Here is a 26,032-nt window from a genome sequence, read left to right as displayed (position 1 = left end):
ACGATTGACATCGGAATTTCAGGCGCGCAAACTCATCGCCAGTCCGGGCGCAGTCACGCCCCGTCCTACTCGGCCGAAGTCGTCAGGAGTGGACTCACCATGCTTTCGAACCGCCGAATCCCCGCCGCCGCCGCGCTGGCGGCGGCCGTCCCGCTCGCGCTCGCCGGCTGCTCAGGGGGCACCGAGCCCGCGGCCGAGCCCAGCGGCCCGGTCACCCTCACCTGGTGGCACAACGGCACCACCGACCCGATCAAGTCGATCTGGGCCCAGGTCGTCGCCGACTACCAGAAGGCGCATCCCGAGGTGACGATCAAGGGGCAGCCGCTGCAGAACGAGGAGTTCACCACCAAGGTCCCGCTCGCCCTGCAGTCGAACGAACCGCCGGACGTCTACCAGTCGTGGGGCGGCGGTGAGCTGGCGTCGCAGGCCACCTCGGGCAAGGTCGCGGACCTGGCAGGCCCGGCCGGGGAGTGGCTCTCCTCGGTGGGCAAACTCGCCGAGAGCTGGCAGGTCGACGGCAAACAGTACGGGATCCCGTGGGAGCAGCACTTCGTCGGTTTCTGGTACCGCAAGGACCTTTTCGCACAGGCGGGCGTCACCGCGCCGCCATCCACCATGGACGAACTCAACGCCGCCGTCGTCAAGCTGAAGCAGGCGGGTCTCACGCCGATCGCGGTCGGGGGCAAGGATCGCTGGCCGGACGCGTTCTACTGGAACTATTTCGCGCTGCGGGCCTGCTCGGCGGACACGCTGAAGCAGTCGGTGAAAGCGGTGAAACTCGAGGATCCCTGCTGGACCAAGGCCGGCCGCGACCTGCAGGCGTTCCTGGCGACCCAGCCGTTCCAGCCCGGTTTCACCGGCACACCGGCGCAGCAGGGCGCGGGCAGTTCGGCCGGGCTGCTGGCCAACGGCAAGGCGGCGATGGAACTCCAGGGCGACTGGGAGCCCGGCACGATGTCGTCGCTCACCGAGGACAAGGACCTCGACTCGAAGGTCGGCTGGTTCCCGTTCCCGTCGGTCCCCGGTGGGCAAGGTGATCCCGCCGCGGTGCTCGGCGGCGGCGACGGCTTCTCCTGTACGACCCGCGCGGCCAAGGCGTGCGCGGACTTCCTGCGGTACCTCGGCAGCGAGCCGGTGCAGAACCAGCTCGCGGCGAAGGGTGCCGGGCTGCCGATGACCGCGTCGGCGGCGAAGTCCCTCAAGACCGAGTCGCTGAAGACCGTCTTCGACTACGGGCAGAAGGCGCCGTACCTGCAGATGTACTTCGACAAGGCGTTCCCGACCGCGGTGGGGGCCGCGCTCAACGACGCCGTGGCGAACTTCTTCGCCGGACAAGGCACCCCGGAAGGCATCGTCGACGCGGTGAACAAGGCCGCGGCGGGCGACAAGTGACGGCGACGGCCACGCGGATGCGGGCGGCGGCGCGGCCGTCCGCACCCGCTGTCCGGGTGCGGGCGCCGGGAGCGCGTAAGAAGCTGGAACTGACGTTCCTGCTCGGGCCGGCGCTGGTGCTGTTCGCCGGGTTCGTGCTGGTCCCGATCGGGATCGCGGCGTTCTACAGCCTCTACGAGTGGAACGGTTTCGGCCCGCTGGACGATTTCGTCGGCCTCGGCAACTACGCCGACGCCCTGTCCGGCTCGGTGTTCCAGGGCGCCATCGGGCACAACCTGATCATCGCGGGACTGTCCCTCGTGATCCAGCTGCCGCTGTCGATCGGGCTCGCGTTGCTGCTCAACCGGAAGCTACGCGGCCGCGCGGTACTGCGGGCGCTGGTGTTCGCGCCCTACGTGCTGTCGGAGGCGATCACCGCGGTGATCTGGCTGCTGATGTTGCAGCCCAACGGTTTCGTGGACCAGATGCTGCGCGGTATCGGCCTCGGCGGGCTGGTCCAGCACTGGCTCGCCGACCCGGGGATCGTGCTCTACACCCTGTTCGCGGTGATCACCTGGAAGTACATCGGTTTCGGCATCATCCTGCTGCTCGCCGGGCTCCAGGGCGTGCCGGCCGAACTGCGGGAAGCGGCCGCGCTCGACGGCGCGTCGGCCTGGCAGACCACCCGGCACGTGGTGCTGCCGCTGCTGGGGCCGACCATCCGGATCTGGGTGTTCCTGTCGGTGATCGGCTCGCTGCAGCTGTTCGACCTGGTGTGGATCATGACCCTCGGCGGTCCCGCCGACGCGTCGGCGACGATGGCGACGTACCTGGTCGACCACGGGTTCAAACGCTACGAATTCGGCTTCGGCAGCGCGGTCGCGGTGATCCTGTTCGTGATCTGCTTCGTGTTCGCGTTGCTGTACCAGCGGTTCGCGTTGCGCCGGGACACCGACGGCGCGCTGACCAGGATGGTGGACTGATGCGCCGCGCCGGGACGCCGATCGGCTACGTCGCCGCGATCGCCGTCCTCGGGATCACCGTGGTGCCGCTGCTGTTCGTGGTGCTGGGCGGATTCCGCACCACCGCGCAGATCAACGCCTCGCCTGCCGGCCTGCCCGGCCCGTGGGTGTGGGACAACTACGCGGCGATCCTCGGCTCGTCGTCGTTCTGGACGTTCCTGGGGAACAGCGCGCTGATCGCGGTGATCGCCACGGTGCTGACCGTGGCATTGGGATCGATGGCCGCGTATGCCTTGTCCCGCTACACCTTCAAGGGCCGCGAGGGTTTCTACACCCTGTTCACGCTCGGCCTGTTGTTCCCGCTCGGCGTGGCGACCTTGCCGCTGTACCTCTGGTTGCGTCAGCTGGGGATGCTGGAGAGCTTCTGGGGCGTGGCGATCCCGGAAGCGGCGTTCTCGCTCCCGGTCACCATCGTGATCCTGCGGCCGTTCATGCGGGCGATCCCCGGTGAGATCGAGGACGCCGCCGTACTCGACGGCGCGAGCAGGCTCGGTTTCTTCTGGCGGATCCTGCTGCCGCTGTCGGCACCCGCGCTGACCACCGTCGCCGTGCTCGCGTTCGTGACCAGCTGGAACTTCTATCTGCTGCCTTTGCTGGTGTTCAACGACTCCGCGAACTTCACGCTGCCGCTCGGCGTCGCGACGTTCCAATCCCAGTACTCCCAGGACACCGCGCGTGTGCTCGCGTTCACCGCGCTGTCGATGATCCCCGCGCTCGCGTTCTTCGTGCTCGCCGAACGGCGCATCGTCGGCGGGCTGACCGGATCGGTGAAGGGTTGATTTCAAGTTCGCTCGGAAAGTTTCGCGATCGACCGGAACAGGAGTGATGACAATGAAAGCGTTCTCGGCAACGGTGGCCGTATTGGCGGGAGTGGCACTTTTGCAGGCGCCTCCGGCGTCGGCGGCCGGCCCGTTGAAGGACATCACGAATCGCTACGTCGGCAGCGCCGTCGCGGCGAACCACCTGGCGAACGAAGCGGATTACCGCTCCGTGCTCACCCGTGAATTCGACAACGTCACCCCGGAGAACGAGATGAAATGGGGGGTGGTCGAGGCGAACCGTGGTCAGTACAACTGGTCGGGCGCGGACGCGATCGTCGACTACGCCCAGCGGAACGGCAAATCCGTGCGCGGGCACACGCTCGTCTGGCACAGTCAGCTGCCCGGCTGGGTGAACAACCTCGGCGCCGGCGAACTGCGGTCGGTGACGCAACGGCACATAGCCACCGAAATGGGCCGCTACCGGGGAAAGATCCGGGCTTGGGACGTCGTGAACGAGATGTTCAACGACGACGGCACCCGCCGTTCCTCGGTGTTCCAGCAGAAACTGGGCGACGGCTATGTCGCGGACGCGTTCCGGTGGGCTCGGGCGGCGGATCCGTCGGCCAAGCTGTACATCAACGACTACAACACCGAAGGCCTCAACGCGAAGAGCGATGCCCTGTACAAGCTGGTCCGGACGCTGAAGCAGCAAGGCGTGCCGATCGACGGCGTCGGTTTCCAGGCGCACCTCGCGACGCAGTACGGCTTCCCCGGCGGTTACCAGGCGAACCTCGCCCGCTTCGCCGCGCTGGACGTCGACGTCGCCATCACCGAGGCCGACGTCCGCATCCCGATGCCCGCCGACACCACGAAGCTGAACACCCAGGCGAGTTACTTCAAACAGCTCTGGGACGGTTGCCACGCCGTCGCGCGCTGCGTGGAGTTCACGACCTGGGGCTTCACCGATCGCCACTCGTGGGTGCCGGACACGTTCCCCGGACAGGGCGCGGCCTGCCTGTTCGACTCGAACCTGCGGCCGAAGCCCGCGTACGGCCGGATCAACCCCTGAGCTCGGCGTTCGAGTACCGCTCGTAGTGGAGCACGGCGCTGAGCGGGAGACGTTCCCGCCAGCCGTGCCGCTCCAGATCGGGAACCGACGGCAGGTCGCGCACCGGGCCGACACACAACCACGCCACCGGGCGGATGTTCTCCGGCAGGCCGACCAGTTCGCCCAGGAACTCTTCCCGGTAGAAGCTGACCCAGCCGAGTCCGAGCCCTTCGGCGGTCGCGGCCAGCCAGAGGTTTTGGATGGCCAGGCACACCGAGTACAGGCCGGCGTCGGCGATGGCGTGCCTGCCCAGCACCGCGGGTGCCCCGCGTGACGGGTCGTAGCCGACCACGATGCCGGCGGAAGCCTCCACGATGCCCTCGATCTTGATCCGCGCGAAGGTACGGGCACGCTCGGCGTCCAGCTGGCCCGCGAACACCTCCCGTTCGGTTCGCACGTGCTCCCGGAACTTCTCGCGAACGTCCATATCGGACACGACGATGAAGTCCCACGGTTGTGACAGGCCGACACTCGGTGCCGCGTGAGCCGCGCTCAACACGCGATGCAGCACGTCGTCCGGGATCGGGGCTCCGGTGAACTCGGCCCTGGTGTCCCGCCGTTGGAAGATCGTCTCGTACAGCAAGCGCTCGCCCGTGTCCCGCGTCATGGCCTAGATGGTGCCTCGCCGGATCGGAACCCCGTCGACCAGGGCGCCGGGGCAGGCCGCCGTCGGGCGGGTGCGACAGACTGGTGCCCGTTGGCTGACAGAGGGGCGGACGCGGTGGAGTTCCAGGTGCTGGGACCCTTTGGGTACCTGGGGGAGGTGTGAAGGTCGAGTTTCCTCGGCTGAGCCGAGGGAAGGGGGCCTTCACGGACCGGGGCCTGGCATCAACCGCAGCCTCAACCACGTAGGTACCTAAGACACCCTTGGCTCTAACGCTCATCGCCACTCACGACCCCACGCAAAACCGGTCATTCAGGCATCAACAAGACATTGAAGCCATCGAGGGGAGGGCACCGCCACTTCACCGGGCGGCCTGGTCACCGGGGTCGCGAGCGCGGCGGGCGAGGTCACCGGCCTCACTTTCGGCGACCGTGCGCGCACCATCGAGCCGTCGGCGCTGTCGGCCACGGTCATGCTTACGATCGCCGCGGCGCGAGCGGACGCCGTGCGCCGGCAGGCGTCATTCGAGAACCGGCACCGCCTGACCTTGGGGCCGGTAAGGTCACCCGGGCGAGGGATGCCGGGTTCGACGGTGGGCGAGGTAGCGGGTGACGGGGGAAGCCGGGCGGCTGCTGAACGGTTTCGGGCACCGTTACGCCGTTGCCGTACGTGTCGCGACTTTGCCGCCCATCGCGGCGATCGGTCTGCTGAGAAGCTCGTCCGCGGAGTTCGCGGGCACGGTGGCGGTGGTCGCCGCCGCCGTGGTCTGGACCTGTGCGCGGGGATGGTGGCTGCGGCGGGCACCGATCGGCGTGGACGTGGCGGTTCTGCTGGGTTTGTGTCTCACCGTGTTCTGGACCGGCGCCGAGGCGGACGGCAACACCGGCTGGCTCCGGCTCCTGGTCATTTTCGCGTGCGTGACCTGGCAGTGGCACACCACGCCGCTGACCGGTGCCCTCGCGGCGCTGGTCACCGGCGGCGGGATGCTCGTCATCTTCTCCGCCGCCGGGCTCGACCCGAGTGCGTCGCAGCTGTGGGTGCCGGTGATGGCCGCGATGTCCAGGGTGGCCTGGGTGCTGGTCACCCGCGCCGCCGAACGTGCCGATCGGATGGCGGCCGAGGCCGAACGGGCGCGGCGGGAGGCCGCCGTGGCGGCGGCCGTCCGCGCCGAGGAACGTGAACTCGCGAATTCACTGCACGACACCGCGGCCACCACCTTGTTGATGGTCGGCCTCGGTCAGGTTCCCCCGGACGCGAAGTGGCTGGCACCGCAGGCACGCCGCGATCTGGCCAGGCTGAGTTTCGTCCATGACGGGCGGGCGGCGCCGGAGACCGACCTCGTCGAGATGCTCGGTGCGGATCTCGGCACCGGCCACCTCACCGTCGAGCTGGACGTACCGCCGCGGCTGCCGCTGCCGTCCGACGTGGCAGGCGCGATCGCCGGAGCGGTCCGGGAGGCGCTCAACAACGTGCGCCGTCATGCGGGGACCGACCGGGCCAGGGTTCGGCTGCGCGGCGACACCCGGTCGGTACTCGCCGAAATCTCCGACGAGGGAAAGGGATTCAACGCCGGCGACAGTGCGCCGTCGCGGCGCGGGCTGCGGGAATCCGTGCACGGCCGGATGGACCGGGTCGGCGGCACGGCGATGATCACGTCGGCCGAAGGGGCGGGCACGATGGTTCGGTTGGAGTGGTCGTCATAAGCGACGGCGAAGCGACCCAGGAACAGCTGAGGCGCGGACTGCGGATCGCCGTGCTGGTCGTCGCGATCCTGACGGTCGACGTGCTCGGGCTGACCAGTCTGGTGCGGGGATTGAGATCCCACGACCTGCCGTCGGCCCAGTTCGCCGCACTCGCCGCGCTGACCGCGGTGCTGGCCGTCGAGCTGGTGCTGGTCGTGCGGCGGCGGCCGTGGGGAGTGTCGCGGTGGCCTGCCGTCGCCGTCGTGCTGGCCACGTCCACGCTGGCGTACCTGACGTTGCCGGACGGCAAGACGGCGACCACTGTGGACTGGTTGTTCGGAGCGGCCAACTGGGTCGGCATCGTCGTCCTGCTCGATCGTCCTTTCCGGACGATGCTGGCCTTCCTGCTGGCGCACGAGTCGCTCGCGTTGGCGAACCTGCTGTTGTTCCACGACGTGAGCCGGTCGGTGCTGGCGCGGTTCGCCACCGGCTCCGTGACGGTGTTCGGCCTTCCGCTGTGTGTCGCCGTGGTCGCGGCCGTACTGGGCCGGATCGGTGCGCAGGCGGCCAAGGCCACCCGGGATTTGGAACGGGTGCGCACCGCGGAGGCCGTCGCGGCAGGCGCGCACAGTCGTCGCACGCAGCGATTCGCCGAGCTCGCCGACACGACCGTGCCGTTGCTGGCAGGACTGGCGGACGGTTCGTTCGCGCCATCGGATCCGTTGGTACAGCGGGGGTGCGCGATCGAAGCCGCCCGGATGCGCCGGCTGTTCGCCGAAACCGACACGGTGGAGAACCCGCTGCTGCATGAGCTGAGGCATTGCGCGGACATCGCCGACCGCAAAGGCGTCGAGGTCGATTTGGACGTGCGTGGCCACTGGCCCGTGCCGCCGCTGGCCGTCCGGCGAGACCTCACCGACGCCGCTTTGACCGCATTGGCGACGGCAGGCTCCTGGGCGCGGGTCACCGTGGTCGGAAGCGCGGATCTGGTGTCGGTCAACGTGGTCGCGGACTGTGCCGAGCCGATCGTGTCCACAGCGAGAACCCCGGACGTGCGGATCGAGATCTTCGACGGTGACGGAACAGTGTGGATGGAGGCCCAATGGCAGCCGACGGAGAGCTGATCACGGCGGTGATCGTGGACGATCACGCGGCGATCACGGCCGGCGTACGGTACTGGTGTGAGCAGGCGGATCCGCCGATCGGGCTCGTCGACGCCGGTGATCGGCTCGGCGATGTGTGGACCGGCCCCGGCGCCGACGCCGACGTGGTGATCTTCGACCTCGAACTGGTGCCTCGCAATCCGGACTTCGGCGAACTTCGCCGCCTGGTCGAGAGCGGCCGCCGCGTGGTCGTGTACTCGCAGCACGCGGACAACGCCACCGCGATCAAATGCATCGATCTCGGCGCGCTCGCGTACTTGACCAAACGTGAAGGCCCGGAGCATCTCGTGCCCGCTATCCGGGCGGTCGCCGACGGACAGGCCTACACGGCGCCGTCGCTCTCGGGCGCACTCGCCGCGGACGACGCCCCGGGCAGGCCACGCCTGTCCCCACGGGAAATCGAGGTTCTGCGGGCATGGTTCGCCGCCTCCTCCAAGGAACTCGTCGCCGCGAAACTCCACATCACCGTCAAAACCGTCGACACGCACATCACCCGGGTGCGGGTGAAATACGCGGGCGTCGGACGCGGCGCCCGCACCAAGAGCGAACTCGTCACCCGGGCACTCGACGACGGTGTCATCACGCTAGCCGAACTCAGCGAGGCGTCGGTGTAAGGCGTTCACCCGACATTCCCGGGGCCGCGACCGGACTAACGTCGGCGGAGCAGGGGACGCTGCGGGCATTCGGTGTTGAGGGGCACCGAATGCCCGCGGCCCTTCGCCGCGACCAGGAGCGCGTCGCTCCGAGGAAGACGTTCGAGGAGTTCGATGAGCCAGCCCGGTCCGCCAGGGTCGTATCCGGGGCAGCACTACCACCAGCCCTATCTTCAGCAGGGTGGGGGCTGGGGGCAGCAACCGCCGCCACGCAAGAAGAAGACCGGGCTGCTGATCACGATGCTGGCACTGGGCACCGTCATGGTGCTCGGGCTGGCCTTCGGCGGATACTGGTTCTTCATCAGGAAAAGCGACTCGGACGGGCCACCGCCGGTGGACGCTTCACAGGACCTGGCGAAGGCGCCGATCGGTTGTGCGCTCTTCGACAAGAGCGAGGTGGCTCCCTACATCCCCGGACGGACCGAATTCAAGGCGCTTTCGGGCGACACCACGTCGGACTCCGTGGCGCAGGGGCATTGCCTGTGGGGCAACACCGACACCTTCCTCAAGGACAAGGTCCGGGCGGCGCACGTGATCGTCACCAGCTACGTCTATCGCGCCACCCGCACGAAGTCCGGCGTGGACGCCGCGACGGAACACCTGAAGCGCCAGGTCCGGAACGGGTCTTCGGTGAAGGTGAAAGACGCCGATGAGGCCTTGGTCGTCGAGCAGGGGAAACGCGGCCACTCGGTGGCGATCACGGCGCGGTACCGCAATGTCGTCTACCACGTCGACTACACCAACCAGACCGATGGCGCGCCGGTCAAAGACGGGGTGACCGCCTTGGCCACCGCCGCCATCGGGAAGGTGGCACTGCCGGGCTGAGGCCGGTGACCCCACTCGGGTGTACGGCGTCCGATCACGCGAGTTGATCTATCGCGGCTCGGTCAGCGGATGGCGAGTGCGACGAAGCGGGTGTTCTCACCGGGCCAGAAGTTGTCGTCGCTGACCACGAGAAGGGTGCGTTCGCCCGTGGGCAGGGTCGGCCCCCAGGACATTCCCTCGTAGTTGTCGATCAGCGGCAATGGCAGGTCGCGGAAGTCCACCAACAGCTTCTTGCCGACCGGTGTGACGGTGGCGCCCGCCAGTGAGTCGACGTTCTTGATGTCCGTGGCACCCCGAGTGCTCATCTCGAACAGCTTGACGTTGTAGCCGTGTCCGGTGGCGTAGCCGCGTTCGATCACCAGGTATCGGGTCGGATCGATAGGGTGCGCCAAGATCTCCGGGATCCCGGAGTCCGCGAACGAGCCGGGCGGATTCGGCGCCGCGAACAACGGCTCCTGCGGATAGGCGTACTGGGCCAGCGGTGTGCCGGCGCGCGTGTGCACCGTGACCCTGGACAGTCCGCCGCGTTCCGGCGTGGGAACCGGCCCGTCCTGCAGCAGCGGTGACTCCACCGCGCTGGTCAGCAACGCGCCACCGGCGGCGAAGGTCATCGCCTCCAGCACCAGATTGCGCCGCGGCCCCGTCTCGCCGGTGGTGATCTTGTAGTTCTCCGGCAACGGCAACTCACCCGCATGGGCGCCGTCGCGGCCTGCTCGCTGAAGCGACGGCTGGATCACCGGATCCGTCGGCGTGGGTGTGCCGCGCGGCCGATTGCCTTCCTGGCTCCACCAGTACTTCCCGGTCCACGGATCCACCCGGATGTCCTCCGGATCGACCGCCGTCCCGTCCCCGGCCGAAGACGGCGGATACACCTGCCCATCCGGACGCAGGAACGGTTTCGTCCCGGTGAACCGCACGTCGTGCACGCCCGCGCCGTCCACGTCGATCTCCGCGGTGTAGAACCGGGCGGCCTGACGATCCGACCGATCGTCACTGATCATCACCCACTGGCCGGTACGCTTGTCGTGGTCGATCCCGGACAATCCGCCGACCGTGGTACCCCGGAACTCCGAATACTGCGGAATGGTGCGCTCACCCAGAAAACGCACCTGGGACCAGCTTTGGGCAAGGACCGGTGCCGCCGACGCGGGCGTCTCGGCGACGATCCCGCTACCTGCCAACATCCCGGCGACAGCAAGGGCGACAACGCCCCGTGAAGATCGAATACGCATACCTCGACCCTTGCGCAAACGCTTTGGCGGCGGCAGGACCATCCAGGGGTGCCCTCCGACACGATCAGGTGGCACCCGCGCACGCACCGGAATGGTGCGTCACCGGTCGCAAACCGAGGACCGTCCGGCTCAGCCACTGTCTACAGTGGACAAAGCTGGCGCCTGCCCGCGCTTGCCCATCGTGCGTCGCGGTGTCACGCTGGGTCGGCCATTTGGCCGATGTACACCCGGCCGATAGGCCGATCCAGCCGTGATCATCACCCCATAGCGTGACGACTGTCAGCAATTAGTCATCTACGGGGAGTTGGCGACAATGCTTCGCAAAACAGGGATCCTGGCGGTCGGCTTGGCCGCGGTGGGAGCGGTGCTGGTACCGGCAGCCGCCGCGGCGGCCGAAGGTCCGACGCCGTACGTCATCGGCGGGCACGACGCCACCGAGGACTATTCGTTCATGGTGTCGCTGCAGGAGGGCGGGAAGCATTTCTGCGGCGGCTCGCTGATCAGCGAGAACTGGGTCGTGACCGCGGCGCACTGCGTACAGGGAGCGCAGCCGGGGCAGGTCAGGGCCAGGATCGGGGCACGGCAGCACAACAGCGGGGGCACCGAGGCCGGCGTCAGCCGGATCATCGTGCATCCGGACTTCGCCAGGCAGAAGCCCCCGGGCGGGGACATCGCGCTGGTGCGGTTGGACAAACCGGTGACCGAGCACCCGATCAAGATCGCCGAGGCCGCGGGCGACGCGGGAACGGCGACCCGGATCCTCGGCTGGGGTGAGCACTGCGCCGACCAGAACTGCGGGGCGCCGGAGATCCTCCAGGAGCTGGACACCAAGGTCATGCCGGCGGAGGAATGCCGCAATGTGGCCACGGGCAAGGAGATCTGCACCGGTTCCGACACGCCGGACGCGATGGGCTGCTACGGCGACTCAGGCGGGCCGCAGATCAAGGGCAGGCCGGGTGAGTGGGAACTGGTCGGTGCCACCAGCCGCGACGGCGACGCGGACCCGAAGTGCGCCAGCGGTCTGGGTATCTGGACCGATGTGACGGTGTACCGGGACTGGATCGCCGAGCAGCAGGCGAGCTAGACGGAGAAACGGACTCGCTGACTAGGGAGGAGGCCTTCGTGACGAGGTTCCGGACCGGCCATGGTGGCGGACCGGGCCTCGAGCGTCCACAAGGGACACCTTCGAGCGAGGTAATGTCTGATTTGGGGCTAAATGTGCGGTTTTCGGTGGGGGTCGTGAGTGGCAATGGCGGTTAGAACGCTCATTGCCACTCACGACCCCCGCGCAAAGTGCTCAAAATGGACACTATTGCCCAGTCGGCATCCCTTGTGGACGGTCACCCCTCAGCCGCTCTTGTCACTTATGGCCCCTCGCGAAGCCGTTAGTCCTGTGTGGACAATGTCACCGAGGAGCGAGTGACTCCAAAGAGGACAGCGGTGCCTTGTGCAGGTTCGAGATGATGTTCCTCGGCTTGTCCGCGGCCTTGCTGTAGTAGTGCGCGCCGGACTCGAACGCCAGGTAGACGTTGCTGCCGTAGACCGTCAGTCCCTCGGACATGCTCGGCGCGCGGAAGCAGTGCTTCTTGGCCGTGTCCAGGTCCTTGTCGCCGGCGCCGCGCCGGACCACGTAGATGTTGCTGCGGTTGTTCCTGCCGTGCGACGTGCTGTAGATGAACACGTCCTTGGTGACGACGAGGCCCTGCGTCTTCGTCGGCACCTCCCACGACCCCGGCCGGTAGCCCAGCTTGCCGTCGGAGCCGACGGTGTACGAGTGCATCGATCCGCGCTTGGCGTCCTCGAACTTTCCCGCCCACAAGGTGTTGGTCGGGCCGTGGCTGGTGAGGAAAGAGGAGGCGTAGACGGTCTGCGCCTTCCCGTCCTGCTCGATGGGCAGCGACTTCTTGATCGCGTCCTTCAGCTTCGCCAGCGAGTACTTGCGGATCGTGTCACCCTTGCCCGACACGAACGCCCAGCCCTGCTTCTCGAATACGGCGATCCCGCCGACGTGCGAGTACGCGAGCAGCGCCTGGCCGACCTGCTTGCCGGTCTTGGCGTCGATGCCGATGATGATGGCGCTGCGGTGGCCGGATTCGTACGACGTGACCAGGATCAGGTCGTACGACCCGTCCCAGTTCGACCAGGTCGCCGTGCCCTGGGGGATGTTGGTTTCCAGCGCGGGGATGGGGTGGCTCCTGCTGAACCGGTCGTCGTAGGTGTAAGAAGCGGATTTCCCACGGTAGAAGGGGCCGTCCTTGCCGCTGGACTTCGTGTCGCAGGTGATGGCCGCGGCCTCGGCGGAAGCGGTGCCCACCACAGTGAGGCCGAGCAGCAGCGTGCTCGCCGCGGCAGTGATCGTCGCTTTCTTGAGTAGGGTCTTCATTCGTTCCCTTGTAGTCGTTGTACGTCCAGTTCTCAACTGGGACTCGCCGGAAGCGCGCGCGGTTCCAGGCGGGCTGACGGAGCCCGGCCACTCTCCTTGACTATCCACAAAGGACACTTTCTGCTGGTCAAATGCCCGATTGGCGCCTATATGGGCGCTTCTTGCGTGAGGTACATGAAGGGGTCCTTCCTGTACTGGGGAAGGTGTGAAGGTCGAGTTTCCTCGGCTGAGCCGAGGGAAGGGGGCCTTCACGCGCTGTCGCTGTAGTGCCGAGGCTCAAGGGGCGTTCCTGCCCGCCCGCGGCGGCGGGTCTGCCTCACGCTGGGCCGAGCTCAGCCCAGCATGCCGTGAGGGGCTCCTTCCCTACCCTCAGAGTAGGGAAGGGGCCCCTCACGGACCTGCGATCCCGCGTCCAACCGGGTTCGAAGGTCGTCCATCGCTGCATCAGGCAGTAGGGCGAAGGGAGCCTTCGCCCCACTGTCGGCCCCGCGGGCACCGCGCGCACCATGCCACACGCCCTAGGCTGAGCATAACTTTACGACGGACGTAAGTTCGCTTCGAATGTCGAGCCCCAGGAAGTCCCGCACGATCGGGAATCGTATTTCTGAATCGATTGCGGTGAATTCGCTTGTTGCTGTTGTGAACGTATTTCGTGGCACGGTGTCGGTTAATATCCGACACATTACCAAGCGTAGTCAATCGAGTGTCGATGGTGGCCGATGGTTGGTTGGGAAGTGTCGTCCAGGTGGCTGATTTGGTCGCAAGGCGGGGAAAACTGCACCGTATGGTCCAAGATCAGTAGGCCATTCGAACCAAATCGACGGAATTCGTATTCCTCCGCGCGGCCGGTCGTCTTAACCTTGCGTAATTCTTCACCTGAATGTTCACTGGGGAGCAAGATGAAGTCCACGCCGTTGTTGTCGCGCGCCCGAAAAACCTCGGAGCGACTGCTCGACGCCCGATGACACCAGCCGGCTGTGTCAGCCGATTCGACGTGCACGCCCGGCAAACGCCCGACCGGATCGCGGTCTTCGAGCACGGCACCGGGCTCACCTACGCCCGGCTCGCCGGGCTCGCGGGCGGCCGGGCGCTGCGGTTGCGTGACGCCGGTGTCCGGCCGGGGGAGCGGGTCGGGCTGGTCACCGGGCACGGCAGCGATGCGATCGCGGCGATCTTCGGCGCGCTCGCCGCGGGCTGCACCTACGTCCCGCTGGACCCGACCTTCCCCCGCGAGCGTCTCGAGTACCAGCTCGCGGCGGCGCGGGTGACCGCCGTGCTCGCGGATCCGGAGTACCTCGAGCTGGCGGAGTCCTTGTGCCGCACCGGGTCCGCGCGGCTCGTGCGTTCGGGCACGGAGATCGCGCCGCTCCCGGTGCCCGATTTCGATCCGGACAGCCTGGCGTACGTGCTGTTCACGTCCGGGTCCACCGGCCGCCCGAAGGCCGTCGCGCAGACCCACCGCAACCTCCTGCACGTCGTCGACAACCAGATCACCGCGCTCGGCATCACCGCGGCCGACCGGCTCAGCCTGCTCGCGTCGTTCGGCTTCGACGCGGCGATCCCGGACCTGTACCCGGCCCTGCTCACCGGCGCCGCGCTCGTGCCGGTCGACCTGCGTGCGCACGGCCTCGCCCACGCCGCGCGCGAGCTGGCCCGGCACGAGGTGACCGTCTACCACTCGACGCCCACGGTCTACCGGCATCTGCTCGACGTCCTCGGCGAGACCGGCCTCCCGTCCGTGCGGACCGTGTTGCTCGGCGGCGAGCAGGCGACCCACGCCGACGTCCGCCGCGGCCGGTTCGCGGCGGAGTGCGTGTTCGTCAACGGCTACGGCGCCACCGAGGTGACGTTCGCCGCGCACTACCGGACGACCGCCGCCGAGCTGGACCCGGACGCCGAGGGGCCGCTGCCGATCGGGCGCGCGCTGCCCGGGTTCACGCTCACCGTGCTGGACAGCGGAGAACTCGAAGTGCGCGGGCGGCACCTCGTCGACGGCTACCTCGACCAGCCGAGCCCGGCGTTCGGGGTGACCGCCGACGGCGGCCGTCGTTACCGGACCGGCGACCTCGGCCGGCTGCTGCCGGACGGGAACCTCGTCTGCCTCGGCAGGCTCGACCGGCAGGTCAAGGTCCGCGGCTTCCGGGTGGAGCTGACCGAGATCGAGGCCCGCCTCGCCGAACAACCCGGCGTGGCCGAAGCCCGCGCGATCGTGCGCGACGGCGACCTGCTCGCGTATGTGACCGCGGCCGGCCCACGTCCGGAAGGCCGGGTGCTGCGGTCCGCGCTGGCGGATGTCCTGCCCGGCCACTCGGTCCCCGCGGCCGTCGCGGTGCTGGACGGTTTTCCGCTGACCGTCACCGGAAAACTCGACGAACTGGCGCTGCCGGACCCGCGGGCGGCAGCGACCGTCCCAGCCGAGCGGCTGACCCCTGCCGAGGAACGCGTGCACCGGATCTGGTGTGCGGTGCTGGGGCGTGACCGGGTCGGGCGCGCCGAGGCGTTCTTCGACGCCGGCGGCGACTCGCTGCGGCTCGGCCGGGTGCAGGCGGGGCTGGCCGACGAGTTCGGGATGGACGTCCCGCTGCTCGCTCTGTTCGAGCGCACGACGATCGCCGGGCAGGCCGCCTGGTTCACGGAGTCCACTTCGGACACTCCGCAGCCGGTCACCGCGGAGGAGCAGGCCGGAGATCTCATCGCCGTCGTCGGACTGGCCTGCCGGTTCCCCGGCGCGCCGGACGCCGCCTCGTTCTGGTGGAACCTCTGCGCGGGCGTCGACTCGATCCACGACTACGCCGACGACGAGCTGGCGGCGCTGGGCGTCGGGCCGGGCCTGCGTGCCGACCCGGCGTACGTGCGGGCGGGTGGCCGCATCGAGGGCGTCGAGGAGTTCGACGCCGGGTTCTTCGGGTTCACCGCAGACGAGGCCGCGCGGACCGACCCGCAGCACCGGCTGTTCCTCGAAACGGCGTGGCAGGCACTCGAAGACGCGGGACGCGACCCCGCCGCCGAGACCGGGCCGGTCGGGGTGTTCACGGCCGCCTCGGTGAACCGCTACTTCCTGTTCCACCTGTTCGGCAACCCGGCGGTGACCGGCGACGTCGACCCCGACGACTGGGAAGGGCGGCTGACCGGCCGCCAGCTCACCGACCACCTGCCCGGCCAGGTCGCCTACCGGCTCGGGCTGACCGGGCCCGCGGTAGCCGTGCAGAGCGCGTGTTCCAGCTCGCTCGCGGCGGTGGCGCTGGCCGCGCAGAGCCTCGCGGACTACCGGTGCGACGTCGCGCTGGCCGGCGGGGCGAGCGTGACGTGGCCGCGGTACCGCACTGGCGGGCTCGCCTCCCCGGACGGCCGGTGCCGCGCGTTCGACGTCGCCGCGGCGGGCGCCGGGTTCAGCTCCGGCGCCGGGGTGGTCGTGCTGCGGCGGCTGGCGGACGCACTCGCCGACCGCGACCACGTGTACGCCGTGCTGCCCGGCTGGGCGATCACGAACGACGGCCCGGACCGCGCGGGCTACGCCGTGCCGGGGCCGGCCGGGCAGGCTGCCGCGGTGGCCGAGGCGCTGGCCGTCGCGGAAGTCGCCCCGGACGAGGTCGCGCTGCTCGAAGCCCACGGCAGCGGCACGCCGCTCGGTGACGCGATCGAGGTGGCCGCGCTCAACCGCGTCTACGGGGACACACCACCGGAAACGTGTGCGCTGGGCTCGGTGAAGACGAACATCGGGCACCTCGACGCGGCGGCGGGTATCGCCGGGCTGATCAAGGCCGTGTTGTCCGTGCGGCACGGCGTCATCCCGCCGAACCTGCACTTCACGGCCCCGCACCCGGAGGTCGACCTGGCGGGCGGCCCCTGGTATGTCCCGGCGAAGGCCGCCGACTGGCCCGCCCGCGAGCGGCGGGTGGCCGGGGTCAGCTCGTTCGGCATGGGCGGCACGAACGTGCACGTCATCGTGGAGGAGGCCCCTGCCGACCCGCCGCGGCAGGTGGCGAACGGTCCGTTCGTGCTGCCGGTGTCCGCGCGTGACGCGAAGGCGTTACGCGAGGCGGTGTCCCGGCTGCGCGACCGGCTCGCCACGGACGCTCCGGACCTCGGGGACACGGCCTACACGCTTTCGATCCGGCGGGCGTTCGCGTGCCGGGCCGCCGTGGTGGCGGACTCGGTCACGTCGGCGGTCGCCGCGCTCGATGCGGTGCTGGCGAACGGAACTCACGTCGAGGGCCCGGCCGGGGCGGAGCGGGACCTGGCTGCCCGCTGGGCCGCGGGCGGCGAGATCGAATGGGCCGCGGACGGCGATCCCGGCCGCGTCCCGTTGCCGGGCTATCCGTTCCAACGGGAGCGGCACTGGATCGACCCACTGCCTCACAGACACTCAGACCAGGAGACCCCTCGGTGACCGACACCTTGCCCGTCGTGGGTGGCCACGGCCCGCCACTGTCCTATCCGGACACCACGCTCACCGGGCTGATCCTCGCCCAGGCCGCGCGCACCCCGCATGCCGTCGCCGTCCGGCAAGGTGACGCCCGGCTCACCTACCGCGAGCTGGTCGCGTCGGCGACCGGCGTCGCCCGGCTGCTGCGGGCACGGGGCGCCGGGCCCGGCACCCGCGTCGGCGTCTGCGCCGACCGGCGGCCGGAGCTGATCTCGACGGTCGTGGGTGTGCTGCTGTCCGGGGCCGCCTACGTGCCGCTCGAACCCGGCGGCCCGAAGACTCGGCTGGCCGAAATCGCCGCGGACGCCGGGATCTCCCTTGTCGTCGGCGACCACGCGAAAGCCGAATTCGGTGCCACGGAAGGCATCGAAGCTCTCGACGTGCCCCCGCCCGCGGACGGGCCCGTCGACTGCCCCGCCGGGCCGGACGACCTCGTCCACCTCCTCTACACCTCCGGCTCCACCGGACGGCCCAAGGGCGTGCTGACCAGTCACCGCAACGTGGTCGCGTTCGTCACCGGATTCGCCGCCGCCCTCGGGATCCGGCCCGGCGCCCGGTCGCTCGGCATCTCCTCACTCGGCTTCGACGCCTTCACCATGGACGTGTTCGTCCCGCTGGCGCACGGCGGATCGGTCCAGCTCACCAGTGCCGCCGACCGCGCCGACCCCGAACGGCTGCGGCGGTTCCTCGTCGAGCACGATGTCGAGTGGGGCTTCGTCACGCCGACGCTGCTGTCCATGGTGGACCCCGCGGCCGTTCCCGGCTGGCGTGTCATCGCCTGCGGTGGCGAGCCGGTGCCCGCGGACCTCGCCGCACGCTGGCTGCCGGGCCGCCGGTTCTTCAACGCCTACGGCCCGACCGAGACCACCGTCGTGGTCGTCACCGACGAGGTCACCGGTCTCCCCGCCGACCCACTCCCGCTCGGCCGCCCGACGCCGAACCACCGGGCGTACGTCGTGGACGCCGAGCTGCGGCCGGTCGCGCCCGGCGAGATCGGCGAGCTGCTCATCGGCGGCCCCGGCCTCGCGCTCGGCTACCTCGGCAGCCCGGAGCTGACCGCCGCGAAGTTCGTCGACGACCCGATGACGCCAGGGGAACGGCTCTACCGCACCGGCGACCTGGTCCGCGAGCTGCCCGACGGCCGTCTCGAGTTCGCCGGCCGCGCCGACCGGCAGGTGAAGGTCCGCGGCCAGCGGATCGGGCTGGGCGAGGTGGAGGCCGCGCTCACGACTCATCCGGACGTCGACGCCGCCGCCGTGGTGGCCGTCCCCGGGCAGGCGGGCACCCGGCTGGTGGCCTTCCTGGCACCGGCGTCCGCACCGTCCGATGTGGACGAACTCGGCCGGGACCTGCTCACCGCGGCGATGCGCCCGGCCGTCGTCCGGGTGCTCGACCGGCTGCCGGTCAACCCGGTCACCGGCAAGATCGACCGGCCCGCGCTGCGCGACCTGGCCGAAGCGGCGCTGGCGGGACAACGGGAGGATCTCGGCCCGCTCGGCACCCCGGCCGAACGCGCGGTCGCGGCCATCTGGCGGCGCGTGCTCGGCGACGGCGCGGGGCCGGATTTCCTTGCCGCAGGCGGGAACTCGATCGCCGCGATGCGTCTGGTCGCGGCGTTGCGGGCGGAGCTGGCCGCGGACGTCGCCACGGAGGACGTCCTCGCCGGCGGCACTCTCGATGAGCTCACCCGGCGGGTCGCGGCCGCGTCGCCGCTGACCGGGCCGGGGCTGACCACCGGGCACGCGCCCGCGCTGTCCCCGCCGCAGCGGCGGCTGTGGTTCCTCGACCAGCTCGCCCCGGACGCCGCGCCGTACAACATCGCGATGGCGTTCCGGCTGACGGGCGTGCTGGACGTCGACGTGCTGCGCCGCGCCTTGCGCGCGGTCGCCGAGCGGCACGACGTGCTCCGCTGGCGGATCCGTGCCGTCGACGGCACGCCACTGGCGGATCTCCTGCCGCCGTCGGACGTTCCGCTGCCGGTGGCGCCGGTGACCGAGGACGGTCTGCGGGCCCGGCTGGCCGCCGACGCCGCGACGCCGGTGCACCTCGACCGCGAGGCTCCCTGGCGCGTGCGGCTCTACCGGCTCGGCGAGACGGAGCACGTGCTCGGCTTCACGCTGCATCACGCGGTGTTCGACGGCTGGTCGCAGGACCTGCTGTGCGCCGACCTGTCGGCGGCCTACCGGGGCGAGCCGCTGCCGCCGCCGGTGGCGTCCTATGCGGACTACGCGGTGTGGCGAGCCGGACGCGACGAACGCCGGGAGGCCGTCGACGTCGCCTGGTGGACCAGCCATCTCGCCGGTGCACCGGCCACAGTGGACATTCCACGAGACCGGCCGCGCCCGGCCGTGCAGACCTACCGGGGCGCGAGCCTGCGTCAGTCCTTTCCGGACGGTGCGGCCGACTCGGTCCGGGCACTGGCCGCCCGCACCGGCACGACACGCGCCGGGGTGCTGCTCGCCGCGTTCGGCCAGTTGCTGCGGCGGCTCACCGGCGCGACCGACCACCTGGTCGCCACGGTCGTCGCGGACCGGCAGCTCGCCGAGTACCAGGAGGTCGCGGGGTTCTTCGTGGACATCGTGCCGGTGCGGCTGCGGGCCGACGACACCGCGGACTTCGCCACGCACGTCCGCGACGGTGGCGCCGAACTCCTCGCCGCGACAGCGCATCCGGCCGCACCCGACGAGCGGCTCGTCGAGGCGCTCGGCGTGCCCCGCGATCCCGCGCACGCCCCGCTCGTGCAGGTGATGTTCAACGTCCTGAACTTCACCGAGCCGGGGCTGGACCTGCCCGGCGTGCGGTCGGCGTGGCTGCCGGTCGACAAGCCGGGGTCGCCGTTCGACCTCACGGTGTACGTCCACGACGACGGCGTCGAACTGCTGTACAACCCGGACCTGTTCGACCACGCCCGGATGGCCGGGCTCGCCGAGGACTACGTCGCGCTGCTCGGCGCGCTGGCCGCGGCGCCGGACGCGCCGGTCGGGACGAGCGTGCCGGAGCTGCCGCGGGCGGGCGTCCGCACCGCCGCGCCCGCCGCGATGACCCGCGCCAGGGCACGGCCGCCGTCGGTGGCCGCGGATCCGGCGGCGCTCGCCGTGACCGAGGCCGTGATCGCCCGTGCCTGGTGCGACGTCCTCGGCGTCGCCGAAGTCGGGCACACCGACAACTTCTTCGACGTGGGCGGGAATTCACTCGCCCTGGCACGGGTGCACGCCCAGGTCACCGCCCGGGTCGCCGGCCGGATCCCGTTGGTCGACCTGTTCAGCCACCCCACCGTCCGCGCCCTCGCCGCGCACCTGCACTCCGGCGGCGCCGCCGGCCCGGAGCTGGCCCGCGCCGCCGAGCGCGTCGCGGCCCGCCGAGGCCGCACCCAGACCAGAAGACCCCGTCGCACCGCCGGCCCGGCCGGCCCCTGATAGGAGCACCACCGTGACCCACCTTCCCGAAATCGGCACCGGCGATCCCGGAGCCGAACCGATCGCGATCGTCGGACTCGACATTCGCGTTCCCGGCGCGCGTGACGCGCGGCAGTTCTGGCGCAACCTCGTCGACGGCGTCGAATCGATCGTGCCCGCCACCCGCGAGGAGATGATCGCCCGCGGCGCCGAAGAGGCCACTGTGGACGATCCGAGCTGGGTGAACGCCACCGCCGTGGTCGACGGCTTCGACGAGTTCGACGCGGAGCTGTTCGGCATGACCAGCCGCGAGGCCGAGATCACCGACCCGCAGCACCGGCTGTTCCTCCAGTCGTGCCACGCCGCGCTGACCGACGCGGGCTACGACCCGGCCCGCTTCGGCGGCGCGATCGGCGTCTACGGCGGGTCCGGGGGCACCGGCTACCTGACGGAGAACCTGCTGCGCAACGAGCGGATCATGGCCTCGCAGCACGGCGGCATCGGCATCTCGACCGGCAACCAGCCGAGCTATCTGACGACGTCGGTGTCGTACAAACTCAACCTGCGCGGCCCGAGCCTCGCGGTGTTCACCGCCTGCTCGACGTCCTTGGTCGCGGTGCACCTCGCCTGCGAGGCGCTGCGCAACGGCGAGTGCGACATGGCGCTGGCCGGCGGGGTCAACCTGGAGATGCCGCACGGCATCGGCTACATGGGCGTCGACGGCTTCACCTCCCCGGACGGCCACGTGCGCGCGTTCGACGCCGACGCCAACGGCACGGTCTGGAGCAGCGGCGCCGGGGTCGTGCTGGTGAAGCGGCTGTCGCAGGCGATCGAGGACGGCGACCACATCCGGGGTGTCGTGCTGGGCAACGCGATCAACAACGACGGCGCCACCAAGGTCGGCTTCTCCGCGCCCAGCGTGTCCGGGCAGACGGAGGCGGTCGCGCAGGCCGTCGGCATGGCCGGTGTCGATCCGCGCACCATCGGCTACGTCGAGGCGCACGGCACCGGCACCGCGCTGGGCGACCCGATGGAGATCACCGCACTGTCCACTGTGTACGGGAACGGGGCCGCGGACACCGGCTGGTGCGCGATCGGCTCGGTGAAGTCCAACATCGGTCACCTGTCGCAGGCGGCGGGCGTGGTCTCGTTGATCAAGGCCGTGCTCGTCATGGAACACGGGCTGATCCCGCCGACCATCAACTACCACGAGCCCAACCCGGGTATCGACTTCCCGGCGAGCCCGTTCTATCCGGCGCGCGAGGTGACGAAGTGGGAGGCGGGCCCGGCGCCGCGGCGGGCGGGCGTCAGCTCGTTCGGCGTCGGCGGTACCAACGCGCACGTCGTGCTGGAGGAGGCGCCGGTTCTCGAGCGGTCCCGGACGCCGCACCCGGCGCATCTGCTGCGGGTGTCGGCCAACACCGCGGAAGCGCTCTCGGCCGCGGTCGACCGGCTGGCCGAGCGGCTGGCCGGGGACGTCGACGTCGACCTCGCCGACGTGGCCCACACCCTGGCCGCCGGGCGCACCGAGTACCCGCACCGCGCGGTCGTCGTCGCCCGTGACGCGGAGGACGCGGTCGACGGGCTGCGGGACCCCCGGCGCCTCGTGTCCGCACAGGCCGGGGAGACGAACGTGGCGTTCTTGTTCCCTGGCCAGGGTTCCCAGTACGCCGGGATGGGCGCGGAGCTGTACGAGGCCGAGCCGGTGTTCGCCGCGGCCGTCGACGAGTGCCTGCGGCTGCTCGAATCCGAGCTGCCGGAGTTGCGCGACCTGATCTTCCGGCCCGGTGGCGAGCAGGCGCTGCGGGAAACACGCGTGACCCAGCCCGCGCTGTTCGTCGTCGAGTACGCGCTGGCGAAGCTGTGGCAGAGCTGGGGTGTGCGGCCCGCGGCGATGATCGGTCACTCGGTCGGCGAGTACGTCGCCGCCACCGTCGCCGGGGTCTTCACCCTGCCGGACGCGCTGAGCCTGGTCGCCACGCGCGGCCGCTTGATGCAGTCGATGCCCGCCGGGGCGATGCTGGCCGTCCAGCTCGACGAGGAGAGCGTCGCCGCGCGGCTGCCGGGCACCCTCGCGGTCGCCGGGGTGAACGGGCCCGGCACGTGCGTCGTGGCCGGGCCGTCGGACGCGGTCGCGGATTTCGCGGCGACGCTCAAGGCCAGCGGCGTGCAGTGCCGCGAACTGGTGACCTCGCACGCGTTCCACTCGCCGATGATGGACCCGGTCCTCGCCGAGTTCACCGAGGCCGTCGCCGCCGTCACTCGCACGGCGCCCGCGCTGCCGTTCCTGTCGAACGTCACCGGCGACTGGATCACCGACGCCCAGGCCACCGACCCCGCCTACTGGGCCTCCCACCTGCGGCAGGCCGTCCGGTTCGGCGACTGCGTCAAGAATCTGTTCGCCCGCGGCGGCCGCTGGGCGCTCGTCGAATGCGGCCCGGGGCATCAGCTGTCCGGATTGGCCCGCGGCCAGGTGCCGAAGGGCATGCCCGCGCCGCAGCCGAGCCTGCCGGGCCGTACCGAGCGCATCGGCGACGTCGAAACGCTGTATGGCGCGGCCGGTCTCCTGTGGACGAACGGGGCTTCTATCCAGCCGCGGACGTTCGGCCACCGGGTACCGCTGCCCGGTTACCCGTACGCGCGCAAGCGGTACTGGGTCGATCCGGACCCGATCACGGCCGCCCAGCCCGCTCGGCGAAGCGGTCCGCTGCCCCTGTCCGAGTGGTTCGCGGTCCCGGCGTGGCGGCAGGCGGAACCGGACCTGAGACGCGAGCCCTTCGCGAACGCGCTCGTCTTCGCGGCCGACGACGTCCTGCCCGGTCTGCTGCGCGACGCGGGTGTGACGGTCACCGAGGTGCGACCCGGCGGCGGGTTCGCCGCGACGGACACCGGGTTCACCGTCCGGCCCGGGGTGCGCGAGGACTACGACGCGCTCGTGGCCGCGCTGCCCGCCCGGCCCGAACGGGTCGTGCACGCCTGGACGCTGGCCGGGGAAGAGCGCGGCATGGCCGCACAGGACCACGGGTTCTTCAGCCTGCTCAACCTCGTCCAGGCCTGGGGCGAGCCGGTACGGATCGACGTGGTGAGCACCGGAACCGCCGACGTCACCGGCACCGACCTGACCCGCCCGGAGCACGCGACCCTCGTCGGCATCGCCCGGGTGGTGCCGCTGGAGGTCGCGGGCACGGTGGTGCGCCGGATCGATGTCATCGACGTCATCGATGCCGTCGCCGAGCTGTTCCGCCCGGCCGGCGCGGCGGCAGAGGTCGCGGTGCGTTCCGGTCGTCGCTGGGTCCTGGACTACACCCAGCTCGAACTGCCCGCGACCGCCGAGCCGGTCCTGCGGGACGGCGGCCGGTACCTGATCACGGGCGGGACCGGCGGCATCGGCATCACGCTCGCCGAAGACCTCGCCCGCCGGGTGCGGGCGAAGCTCGTGCTCCTCTCCCGCGCCGGGCTGCCGCCCCGGGCGGAGTGGGACGCGCACCTCGCCGCGCACGGCGGCACCGACCGCGCCGGGCGCACGATGCTCGCCGTGCGGCGGATGGAGGCCGCGGGCGCGGTGGTCCACGTCGCCGCCGCCGACGTCACCGACGCGGCGCGCCTGCGCGAGGTCCGTGAGCTGGCCGAGCGCGAGTTCGGCGGCCTCGACGGGATCGTGCACGCCGCCGGGCTGCCCGGCGGCGGCGTCGCCGAGGTGAAGGAGCGGGCCGCGGCCGAGGCCGTGCTGGCCCCGAAGATCGCCGGGACGCTGGCTCTGGCCGAGGCGTTCGCCGACCTGCCGATGGACTTCGTCGCGCTGTGCTCGTCGATCACCGCGGTGGCAGGCGGCATCGGGCAGGTCGATTACTGCGCCGCCAACAACTTCCTCGACGCCTACGCGCGGGGAAACCACGGCTGGCGGGCACGGCTCGTGTCGCACGCCTGGGGTGGCTGGGACGAGGTCGGCATGGCCGCGGAGGTGGCCGCGCCGACCACGATCCGCACCGCCCGGTCGCGGGCACTCGGCCCGGTCGAGCACCCCGTGCTCACCACGCGCACCGAGGACGGCGCGCACGGGCTCGTCTCGGCGGCCACCCACTGGCTGCTCGACGAGCACCGGATCGCCGGGGTGCCGGTGGTACCGGGCACGGGACACCTGGAGACCGTCCGCGCGGCGGTGGCCGCGGCGCTGCCGAAGCCCGGTGACGGGCACGTCGTCGAACTGCGGGACGTCGCGTTCCTGGAGCCGTTCGGCGTCCCGGACGGCGCCACCGCGGAGTACCGCGTGGAGTTCGACGGCGACGACTTCACCGTGACCAGCCACGCCGCCGGCGCGAGCCGGACCCACGTGCGCGGCTCCGCCGGATGGGTCGCGGCCGAAGCGGCGTCCACTGTGGACATCGAAGCGGTGACCGGGCGGACCGAGCCGATCGACGACGGGAACGGCTTCGGCACCGGCCGCACCAGCATGGTCACCTTCGGCCCGCGCTGGGCGGCACTGCGCGAACACCGCATCGGCGCACAGGAGGAGCTGGCCACGATCACGGCTCCCGACGCGGCGGCGGCCGACGTCGGCGCGTGGGGCCTGCACCCGGCACTGCTGGACGTCGCGACCGCGTTCGGCCGCGGCCGGGGGAGTGGCACCTACCTGCCGATGAGTTACGGCCGGATCGTCGTGCACGACGCGCTCCCGGCGAGTTTCCGCAGCCACCTGCGCTACCGCGACTCCGGCGGCGACCAGGTGGTGGCGGCCGACCTTTCGCTGTGCGACGAAACCGGCCGCGTGCTCGTCACGATCGAGGACTTCGTGCTGCGGCAGGTGGATCAGGACGCCGTCGGCGGCGGCCTGACTTCGGCGTCGGCAGTGTCCACTATGGACAAGACGTCGACCGGGATCCGGCCGGTGGACGGCGCCGAGGCGTTCGTCCGGGCGCTGGCCCCCGGTCTCGGCGGGCAGGTGGTGATCACCACCCTGCCGGTGCGGGAGCTGATCGAGCACCAGGTCACGGTCGAGGAGCTGGACGAACCCGACGAAGCATCGGTGAAGGTGTCGGAGGACGACTACGTCGCCCCGCGCACCGACCTGGAGGCCGAGATCGCCCGCCAGTGGACCGAGCTGCTCGGCGTGGAGAAGATCGGCATCCACGACGACTTCTTCGCCCTCGGCGGCAACTCGCTGGTCGCCATCCAGCTCATCGCCCAGGTGCGCAAGGCCACCGGCACGCGGCTGGCGATGAAGACGCTGTTCGAAGCGTCCACAGTGGCCACTCTGGTCGAGCGGATCGAGGAGCTGCGCGCCGACAAGGCCGAGGCGCCGGCCGAATCCGCCCGGACCACCATCCCCAAGCTCGAGCGCTGAGCCTGATGGCGGGTGAGGCAAACGTGTCGTGTTCTGGTGCGGTGCCGGTGACCGGTCCCGCTGTCG

At 70.5% G+C, this 26,032-nt stretch carries 15 protein-coding genes; 12 read left to right on the top strand and 3 right to left on the bottom strand.

The window, feature by feature from the left end:
* The first annotated feature begins 99 nt into the window (after positions 1 to 99).
* From DMH03_RS26065 to DMH03_RS26050, 4 genes are read left to right on the top strand one after another with little or no spacing between them, the layout of a single operon-like run.
* Positions 100 to 1,392, top strand: a complete 1,293-nt coding sequence (locus tag DMH03_RS26065) for an ABC transporter substrate-binding protein (protein ID WP_125794597.1) — start codon at positions 100 to 102, stop codon at positions 1,390 to 1,392.
* Positions 1,389 to 2,354 carry a carbohydrate ABC transporter permease gene (locus DMH03_RS26060; RefSeq protein ID WP_125794596.1) on the top strand — a complete coding sequence of 322 codons (966 nt, stop codon included), beginning with the start codon at positions 1,389 to 1,391 and terminating at the stop codon, positions 2,352 to 2,354. The genes DMH03_RS26065 and DMH03_RS26060 overlap by 4 nt, the downstream gene beginning before the upstream one ends.
* Positions 2,354 to 3,172 carry a carbohydrate ABC transporter permease gene (locus DMH03_RS26055; protein WP_125794595.1) on the top strand — a complete coding sequence of 273 codons (819 nt, stop codon included), beginning with the start codon at positions 2,354 to 2,356 and terminating at the stop codon, positions 3,170 to 3,172. The genes DMH03_RS26060 and DMH03_RS26055 overlap by 1 nt, the downstream gene beginning before the upstream one ends.
* Positions 3,173 to 3,224: 52 nt before the next feature.
* The gene (locus DMH03_RS26050) at positions 3,225 to 4,223 is read left to right on the top strand and encodes an endo-1,4-beta-xylanase (protein ID WP_125794594.1); all 999 of its coding nucleotides are present in this window, start codon (positions 3,225 to 3,227) and stop codon (positions 4,221 to 4,223) included.
* On the opposite strand, the gene bluB is transcribed toward DMH03_RS26050, so the two are convergent.
* Positions 4,213 to 4,869 (bottom strand): 5,6-dimethylbenzimidazole synthase, encoded by a 657-nt coding sequence (bluB, locus tag DMH03_RS26045; protein ID WP_125794593.1) that lies wholly within the window; start codon positions 4,867 to 4,869, stop codon positions 4,213 to 4,215. The genes DMH03_RS26050 and bluB overlap by 11 nt on opposite strands.
* A 605-nt stretch (positions 4,870 to 5,474) precedes the next feature.
* Between bluB and DMH03_RS26040 the strand changes: the two genes are divergently transcribed.
* The 4 genes from DMH03_RS26040 (at position 5,475) to DMH03_RS26025 (ending at position 9,189) form a co-directional block, all read left to right on the top strand.
* Positions 5,475 to 6,569: a sensor histidine kinase gene (locus tag DMH03_RS26040; RefSeq protein ID WP_125794592.1), complete on the top strand. Its 1,095-nt coding sequence runs from the start codon at positions 5,475 to 5,477 to the stop codon at positions 6,567 to 6,569.
* Positions 6,557 to 7,672 (top strand): hypothetical protein, encoded by a 1,116-nt coding sequence (locus tag DMH03_RS26035; protein ID WP_125794591.1) that lies wholly within the window; start codon positions 6,557 to 6,559, stop codon positions 7,670 to 7,672. The genes DMH03_RS26040 and DMH03_RS26035 overlap by 13 nt, the downstream gene beginning before the upstream one ends.
* Positions 7,651 to 8,325, top strand: a complete 675-nt coding sequence (locus DMH03_RS26030; RefSeq protein ID WP_125794590.1) for a response regulator transcription factor — start codon at positions 7,651 to 7,653, stop codon at positions 8,323 to 8,325. Before DMH03_RS26035 ends, DMH03_RS26030 begins: the two co-directional genes overlap by 22 nt.
* A 153-nt stretch (positions 8,326 to 8,478) precedes the next feature.
* Positions 8,479 to 9,189: a hypothetical protein gene (locus DMH03_RS26025; RefSeq protein WP_125794589.1), complete on the top strand. Its 711-nt coding sequence runs from the start codon at positions 8,479 to 8,481 to the stop codon at positions 9,187 to 9,189.
* A 62-nt stretch (positions 9,190 to 9,251) separates the two neighbouring features.
* On the opposite strand, the gene DMH03_RS26020 is transcribed toward DMH03_RS26025, so the two are convergent.
* The gene (locus DMH03_RS26020) at positions 9,252 to 10,373 is read right to left on the bottom strand and encodes an esterase-like activity of phytase family protein (RefSeq protein ID WP_233611645.1); all 1,122 of its coding nucleotides are present in this window, start codon (positions 10,371 to 10,373) and stop codon (positions 9,252 to 9,254) included.
* 361 nt (positions 10,374 to 10,734) lie between these two features.
* Here DMH03_RS26020 and DMH03_RS26015 point away from each other — a divergent pair, with 361 nt between their 5' ends.
* Positions 10,735 to 11,505, top strand: coding sequence for a trypsin-like serine protease (locus DMH03_RS26015; protein WP_125794587.1), 771 nt, complete (start codon positions 10,735 to 10,737; stop codon positions 11,503 to 11,505).
* A gap of 321 nt (positions 11,506 to 11,826) precedes the next feature.
* On the opposite strand, the gene DMH03_RS26010 is transcribed toward DMH03_RS26015, so the two are convergent.
* Positions 11,827 to 12,804, bottom strand: coding sequence for a hypothetical protein (locus DMH03_RS26010; RefSeq protein ID WP_125794586.1), 978 nt, complete (start codon positions 12,802 to 12,804; stop codon positions 11,827 to 11,829).
* A 994-nt stretch (positions 12,805 to 13,798) separates the two neighbouring features.
* Between DMH03_RS26010 and DMH03_RS26005 the strand changes: the two genes are divergently transcribed.
* The 3 genes from DMH03_RS26005 to DMH03_RS25995 are packed head-to-tail and all read left to right on the top strand — an operon-like array spanning position 13,799 to position 25,966.
* Positions 13,799 to 17,194 carry an AMP-binding protein gene (locus tag DMH03_RS26005; protein WP_233611644.1) on the top strand — a complete coding sequence of 1,132 codons (3,396 nt, stop codon included), beginning with the start codon at positions 13,799 to 13,801 and terminating at the stop codon, positions 17,192 to 17,194.
* Positions 17,191 to 20,646: a non-ribosomal peptide synthetase gene (locus tag DMH03_RS26000; protein WP_125794584.1), complete on the top strand. Its 3,456-nt coding sequence runs from the start codon at positions 17,191 to 17,193 to the stop codon at positions 20,644 to 20,646. Before DMH03_RS26005 ends, DMH03_RS26000 begins: the two co-directional genes overlap by 4 nt.
* A gap of 13 nt (positions 20,647 to 20,659) precedes the next feature.
* A complete protein-coding gene (locus DMH03_RS25995; protein ID WP_125794583.1) occupies positions 20,660 to 25,966 on the top strand; it encodes a type I polyketide synthase in 5,307 nt (1,768 codons plus the stop codon).
* The last annotated feature ends 66 nt before the right edge of the window (positions 25,967 to 26,032 follow it).

The organism is Amycolatopsis sp. WAC 01376, assembly GCF_003947415.1.
Classification (GTDB): domain Bacteria; phylum Actinomycetota; class Actinomycetes; order Mycobacteriales; family Pseudonocardiaceae; genus Amycolatopsis.
Note: the sequence above shows the minus strand (reverse complement) of the source record. Positions and strands in the feature narration are given on the sequence as shown.